This window comes from Cupriavidus sp. 05T313 (assembly GCF_056396665.1).
This window is the reverse complement of record NZ_JBFTLX010000352.1, coordinates 1-6,427: the sequence shown is the minus strand read 5'-3', so window position 1 is coordinate 6,427 and position 6,427 is coordinate 1. Positions and strand designations below refer to the sequence as shown.

The 6,427-nt window shown below is 62.5% G+C and carries 6 protein-coding genes and 1 pseudogene; 3 read left to right on the top strand and 4 right to left on the bottom strand.

Going from position 1 to position 6,427, the window contains the following annotated elements:
- Positions 1-844: LysR family transcriptional regulator (locus tag AC1DKD_RS38475; protein ID WP_477144500.1), on the bottom strand; the 844-nt coding region annotated here is incomplete at its 3' end.
- Between AC1DKD_RS38475 and AC1DKD_RS38470 the strand changes: the two genes are divergently transcribed.
- The 3 genes from AC1DKD_RS38470 to AC1DKD_RS38460 all read left to right on the top strand — a co-directional run bounded on the left by AC1DKD_RS38470 (position 843) and on the right by AC1DKD_RS38460 (position 3,871).
- Entirely contained in the window at positions 843-1,877 is a 1,035-nt protein-coding gene (locus tag AC1DKD_RS38470; protein ID WP_477144499.1) for a TauD/TfdA family dioxygenase, read from the top strand. The genes AC1DKD_RS38475 and AC1DKD_RS38470 overlap by 2 nt on opposite strands.
- Before the next feature lie 209 nt (positions 1,878-2,086).
- Positions 2,087-3,079, top strand: a complete 993-nt coding sequence (locus AC1DKD_RS38465) for a Bug family tripartite tricarboxylate transporter substrate binding protein (RefSeq protein ID WP_441634220.1) — start codon at positions 2,087-2,089, stop codon at positions 3,077-3,079.
- 9 nt (positions 3,080-3,088) lie between these two features.
- The gene (locus AC1DKD_RS38460) at positions 3,089-3,871 is read left to right on the top strand and encodes a class II aldolase/adducin family protein (RefSeq protein ID WP_441634218.1); all 783 of its coding nucleotides are present in this window, start codon (positions 3,089-3,091) and stop codon (positions 3,869-3,871) included.
- Between the two features lie 465 nt (positions 3,872-4,336).
- Here AC1DKD_RS38460 and AC1DKD_RS38455 read toward each other — a convergent pair whose 3' ends face one another.
- The 3 genes and pseudogenes from AC1DKD_RS38455 to AC1DKD_RS38445 all read right to left on the bottom strand — a co-directional run.
- Entirely contained in the window at positions 4,337-4,903 is a 567-nt protein-coding gene (locus AC1DKD_RS38455) for an acyloxyacyl hydrolase (protein WP_477144498.1), read from the bottom strand.
- 567 nt (positions 4,904-5,470) lie between these two features.
- Positions 5,471-5,635 (bottom strand): annotated as a pseudogene (locus AC1DKD_RS38450) (hydrolase); the annotation flags it as partial.
- A 58-nt stretch (positions 5,636-5,693) separates the two neighbouring features.
- On the bottom strand, positions 5,694-6,427 hold a 734-nt coding region (locus tag AC1DKD_RS38445; RefSeq protein ID WP_477144497.1), incomplete at its 5' end, for an alpha/beta fold hydrolase.

Here is a 6,427-nt window from a genome sequence, read left to right as displayed (position 1 = left end):
GCGGAGAGAGATAGCCATCGGCGCGCCAGAACATGGCGATTTCCGGCTGCCGCAACATGTCCGGCTCGCCGATCACGCTGAGATCCCGGCCTTCGGGTTGCATAAGCGTGCGCTGCGGTACAAGGCCGAGCAGATCGGTATCCCGAAGGAGTTCGGCAATGGAAATGCCGGATCCAGTCCATTCCACGGCAACGAGCGGCGCAGGCAAGCCATTGTTGGCAAACTCATCTGCCAGCACCTGGTACAAGCTGGACGACGCCTGCGGCAGCGCCCAGCGCTCTTGCGCCAGGTCCGCCAGGGTCTTGAAAGCGCCGAGTCTGGGATGGCCTGACCGAGCGACCACTTGCAACCTCAGCGGCCGTAACGGAATGTGGCTGACATCGCGCGGCACATTGGCGGTCATCCCGCCACAAGCGAGGTCCGCATCCCCCGACTGCAGGGATAGTATGGCTCCCTGCGTCAGCCGCGTCTCAATGGAAAAAGTCGCCAGCGGCCGCCTGGCAAGGAAGCGTGCGACCACGGGGGACAGCAACCAGGAAAAGAGGTAGGGCGTCGCCGCAAGCCTGATTTTTCCTGCGCGCGCCGCGGCCTGTGCCTCCACTTCCCCCTGGAGATCGTTGGCTGCCAGCACCACGTTTCTTGCCCGCTCCAGCAGCGTCTGTCCAACCGGCGTGAGCGTGACGCCGCGAGCCGTGCGCTCGAACAGGCGCATCCCCGCATCGGCCTCAAGCCGTGCCAACGCCTTCGACAAGGCCGATTGCGTCACCCCAATGTGTTCCGTCGCCCGGTGCAGGCTTCCGTGTTGCGCCACAAGCAGGAACACCCGCAGGTCGTCGATTCGCATGGCACCTCCGGCCTGTATTTCGGAACCCCTCGATCCGCACCTCATCGATGCGCTTGGCAAGGACGTGCAATGCCATGAGCTCCAAACCGGACGGCCGCCGCTGTTCATCGAGCCGAAGGGAGGCGAGTTGCTGGACCGTGCCCAATTTCGCGCCTGGACGCGGCGCGTGAAGCCGGTCCTGGAACAGCTCATCACAAAGCATGGCGGCATTGTGCTGCGAGGCTTCCCGACGCCGGAAACCGATGATTTTGCTGACATCGTCAATCAATATCCGCCATTTGAGGACGGCTATGTGGGCGGACGCGCCCCGCGCACGCAAATCAGCGGCAAAGTCATGGAGGCCACAAGGCTGGAAGCCAGCGCCGGGCTTGGCGTGCATTCGGAAATGGCATACCGGCGCCATTATCCGAAGCGTATCGCCTTCTTCTCGCGAGTCACGGCTCCCGTGGGCGGTGCGACTACCATCGCCGATGCGCGCAACTTTGCGTACGACATGGCACCGGAACTGGTTGCCAAGATCACTGAACTCGGCATCCGCTCCGCGCTGAGTTACGGCCCGAAGTCCGCGGCTGTCGAGAAGTCGTATGCCGACATGGACCGGCACGGCTGGAACCATGCTTTCAATACCGAAGACCCGGCGGAGGTAGAGGCGCTGTGCGCCGCCCGCGGCCTCGAACCGCTGTGGCATGACGACGGCTCGCTGACTGTCTTCACGACGCTCGAGCCGTTCATGTGCCATCCAGTGACCGGAAAGAAGCTCTATCGCTCGGGGCTGCACAGGTCGCACACCGCGACCCTGGTCCTGAGCACCGACATTCGCAAGAACCAGAAGTATCCGACCGGGATGTTCCTGGGCAAGGAGCAGCGCCTCGAACCGGCGGAGGTCGACCATATCAACGCGATTTGCGACAAGGCGACCCTTCGCTGGCAATGGCGCGACGGCGACGTGATGATCCTGGATAACCTGCAGGTATGGCACGGCCGCGATGCGTATGAGGGTCCGCGTGACGTGCAGGTCGCCCTGCTCGACTAAAGGCGAGGCGACAGGGCGGAAGCGGCGCGTTGCAGCGGTGAAGTAGCGCCCGCGGCGTGCCGGCATACCAAGGAAGGGGCGAGTTGTTCGCCAAATCTCCTTCATTGAGCTCACTCGGGCTTTCTCGCACCTCGATGCTCGATGCTCGATGGCGTCCGCGAAGCGCTTCGAGAATATACAGAAGACCTAATTACAGAAGGAGACAAACAATGATTTCAGTCAATGGACTCAGGCGCTTCGCCGGGAGCCTGGCCGCCGCGGCAATTGCCGCGTGTGGCGTTGGTTTTTCCCATGCCGCGGAGCCCGCCTATCCCTCCCACCCGGTCAAGGTCGTGGTGCCTTCCGTGCCGGGCGGCCCGATTGATGCCGTGTCGCGGTTGGTCAGCAACAAACTGTCGACGCGCCTTGGCACGAGCTTCATTGTCGAGAACAAGCCCGGCGGCAATGTGCAGATCGGCACCAACTATGTGGCGAAGTCCGATCCGGACGGCTACACGCTGCTGACCACGGCACCGGCCCACATCATCAATCCGCTGCTGTACGGCAAGCTGTCCTACGATCCCGTCAAGGACCTGACCGGCGTGGCCATGATGGCCAAGGTGCCGCTGCTCCTTGTAGTGAATGGCGACCTGCCTATCCACTCGGTTCCCGAGCTGATCGCATGGGGCAAGGCACACCCGGACCGCCTGAGATATGGCAGTTCAGGCACGGGCTCCAGCGCAAATCTCGTCGGCGAGCTGTTCTCCATGAACGCCGGTCTCAAGCTGGAGCACATCCCGTACAAGGGTGCCGCAGCCGTCCTGCCGGACCTGCTGGCCGGCCGGCTTGAAATCATGATCGACACGTTGCAACTGTTTTCGCCCTACATCAAGGCAGGCAAGTTGCGCGCCATTGCCTTCACCGGCGCAACGCGCATGCCTGCCTTGCCGAATGTGCCCACGCTGGCGGAATCCGGTTATCCGGACGTGGTTGCCAATTCCTGGCTTGCCATTGTCGCGCCGAGCAAGACGCCTCAAAGTGTGATCGACAAGCTGGCGCGCACCGTTGGCGATGTGCTGCAGGAACCCGACGTCCGCAAGCAGATCGCCGACTACGGCATGGAGCCGGACCCCATGACGCCCGCACAGCTCAACCGGTACTTCGACTCGGAAAGCAAGCGTTGGAGCAAGGTAGTCAAGGCCGGCAATATTCGAGTGGAGTGAGGAGTACAGATGACCAACGCAATGTCCGTTCCGCGCGAAACCGTGCGGGCCCAAGTCAGCGAAGCGGAGTGGACAGCCCGCGTGCAGCTCGCTGCCTGCTACCGGCTGATGGACCGGTTCGGCATGACCGACCTGATCTACAACCACATCACGCTCAAGATCCCGGGCACGGAGCATCTGCTCATCAACGCCTACGGCTACCTGTATTCGGAGATCTGCGCGTCGAACCTGATCAAGATCGACCTGGAGGGCAACGTGCTCCTGAGCCCCCAGAACGAGCACGGCTACCAGGTGAACCGGGCCGGCATGGTGATTCACACCGCTGTCCACAAGGCAAGGCCTGACGTGAGTTGCGTGATTCACACCCATACCCGGGCCGGGATGGCGTTGTCCGCCATGAAGACGGGTCTGCTACCGATGACGCAGACGGCGCTCAGGTTCCACGAGAAAACCGGCTACCACGACTTCGACAGCCCGGTGGTGGAAATGAACCAGCAGGCGGGCCTGGTCCGCTCTCTCGGCAATCATGAAGTCGTGGTGCTGCGCAACCACGGGCTGCTGGCTGTGGGCCCCAGCGTGGCCGAAACGTTCAGCCGCATGTACTGGCTGGAGATGGCCTGCCGGACCCAGGTCGATGCCATGACGTCGGGCACCGAGCTGATCATGCCGACGCCGCGTGTCATCGACGAAACGCGGGCCGTGATGGATGCACGTGCGAACACCTTCGGCACACGTGAATGGCCGGCGCTGCTGCGCCTGGTGGAGCGCATCGACCCCGGCTACAAAGACTGACTGACGTCAGCCGGCTCGGGCTCAGCGAATCGGCTACTTTCGCATGCACTGGCGCCTGATGGACGCCATCGGCGAAGTACCAACCAAGGAGCAGAACAAGCCGCTGCCGCTTAACGCTGTGGGCGCCATCGCTGCGGTGGTGGCAGCCATGGGCCTCGATCCGCTGATCGCGCGCGGCCTGTCGCTGGTCGGCCAGTGCGCGACGAGCAGCGCAACGTGGTGGCGGCCATCAGCGCCAACCTGCTGTCCGGTGAGGTCGGCCGGAGCAGGCTGTCAGGGAGATCCTGCCGGCCCTGCGTGCGGCGGCGGAACAATTGTCGGGCTTGGCCCCCGCGTTCCTCGGCCCGGCCAACCAGCCGTTCTCGCGGACAAATGGAGCCCGCCAGACCGGAGCCGACCGAGTTTGCCACGCCTGCCGCATTCGTTGTGTCGTCGTACGCGAGCGCAACGGCAACGGCAATACGCTTAGAAACGCCCCGAGTACTGGAGCATGTAGAAGTTGATGYCGGGATTGGGCTCCTTAATGCCTGCGTTGGAGTAGTGCTGGAAACGCACCGCCAGTTCCGAGTCGAACGGATCGCCAAACCGGTAGCCCGCGGCAATGCGATCGCCAAACTGGAACGCCGTCGAGAAACCCTTGGAGTCCGAGATGTGCGTCCGCGACAGCAGGTGCATGCCTGCGCCAATCTCCGCGAAAGCACCCGAGCGGCCCGAGCCCTGGATCCGGAAGATGGGCGTAAAGCCGATATCGCCCATCACGCTGCTGTTGCCGCCATGTGGATTCCAGCCACCCACGGAAGCCTCGAGACCCAGGCGAACCCGCACCGACTGCGAGCTCGTCGCCCAAAGGTCGTTCTTCAAGTTCCATCGCGCCTCCAGGCGTGCAATCGAAGCCGCGTCTCCCGCACCCAATGCGACCCCGAGACGAACCGGATCGAACCACGAGGCGTCCTCGCTGGTGGGCGCGGCACCCGCGGCGCCGCTGGCAAACGCACTGGAAAGCAGAATGATGGAGATGACGGATCGAAGCATGACTAAGGCCTTGTGAAAAGTAATTCTTGCTTTTGGTGACACGTTGCACGGCGCTGAAAGTGAGCACGAGCCATGAGGATTTCATCGCCGTGCCGAACACGCCCCAGGTTCGCGCACCTCCAGGGCGGGCTCCGCGCGAAAATCCGGAAGTATGCTTTCAGCGCAAGCGGTCGAATAGATGCCGCCAGCGCATATCTGCGTTCCACATTTGGAACGACGTGATCGCATGGAATACTGTCCGTGGAAGAAGACGCGTCGTTGGTCGCGTGGAAGGTGGTTTCAGGAAGCTTCCCGATGTATGGCCAACGAGGGGGCGAACATGGCGCGAGTCGACAGGTCGCCGGCGGCGTGGCGCCTGCAATCAAGCTGGGCACCGGCACGCTGGAAAGGTGCTTTTGGGGTTGACTGCGGAGGACTCGTTCGTAAAGCGAGTGAATTGTTGAAGGCCGGCACGGGTAATGGGCCAAATATGGGCCAAATATCCGGTGCCGGCCTGGTGCCTGAGCTAATTGGCGACCAACTGCGTGAAAGACATGACGATCTCTCACACAGCGGCAGCACGGACGATCAGCGAGCCGAGTCCAGCACCTCGCTGTCCTTCACGACGTTCTGGGCCTTGGTATAGCTCTCGATCAGCAATTGGTACGCCGGGAAGATCTTGGTGTAGATCTCGGCCCACTGCATGGCATCGTCCCGGCGCCAGGTTTTCTGCAGCTCCGAAGCCACCGCGGCGGGCCCCGGAAATATCGTCGTGCGAATTTAGCGAACCTGGGCGCCGCCGGTTTCCCGGTCAGTCGGCGCGCACCCCGACATAACGGCCAGGAGCGGGCTCGATTGGCTCGAACGTGTCGTTCCCCAATCTGGACGGCGCTGCGACCTGCTTGCCGGCATGGCGTTTCAGCCAGGCAGCCCAATGAACCCACCAGCTCCCCGGCGTGGACGTCGCCGAAGCCAGCCAGCCGTCTGCATCATCGCATCGCTCGCCGGCACGCCAGTAGCCACGCTTTTGCTTCGATGCCGGATTGATAACACCTGCAATATGTCCGCTCTCGCCAAGAACAAACTCCGACTTTCCGCCCAGTAGCTGAACGCTGCGATAGGCCGACCGCCAGGGAACGATGTGATCGTCCTTCGTGGCAAGGATATAGTTGGGCACGTCGATGCTGCCCAGGTCCATCGGATGCCTGCAAACGGTCAATTGCCCCGGCTCGCGCAGCTTGTTCTCCAGGTACATATTGCGCAAGTACCATGCATACATCGGCCCGGCCAGGTTCGTGGCGTCGGCGTTCCAGTAAAGCAGGTCGAAGGCTCCCGGCGATTGCCCTTTCAGGTAGTTGCCGACGAAATAGGGCCAGATCAGGTCATTCGGGCGCAGCATCTGGAAGACAAACGCCAACTCCTTGCCGGGATAGATGCCACTGCGCCCGATAGTCTGCTCGCGTTGCGCAACCGTCGGCTCGTCGATGAACACGCCAAGTTCGCCTGGCTCGCTGAAATCCAGCATGGTCGTCAGCAGCGTCATGC

Excerpts from the sequence above, each read along its gene's own strand:
- AC1DKD_RS38470 (WP_477144499.1), top strand. The coding sequence starts at position 843 with ATGGCACCTCCGGCCTGTATTTCGGAACCCCTCGATCCGCACCTCATC.
- AC1DKD_RS38465 (WP_441634220.1), top strand. The coding sequence starts at position 2,087 with ATGATTTCAGTCAATGGACTCAGGCGCTTCGCCGGGAGCCTGGCCGCC.
- AC1DKD_RS38460 (WP_441634218.1), top strand. The coding sequence starts at position 3,089 with ATGACCAACGCAATGTCCGTTCCGCGCGAAACCGTGCGGGCCCAAGTC.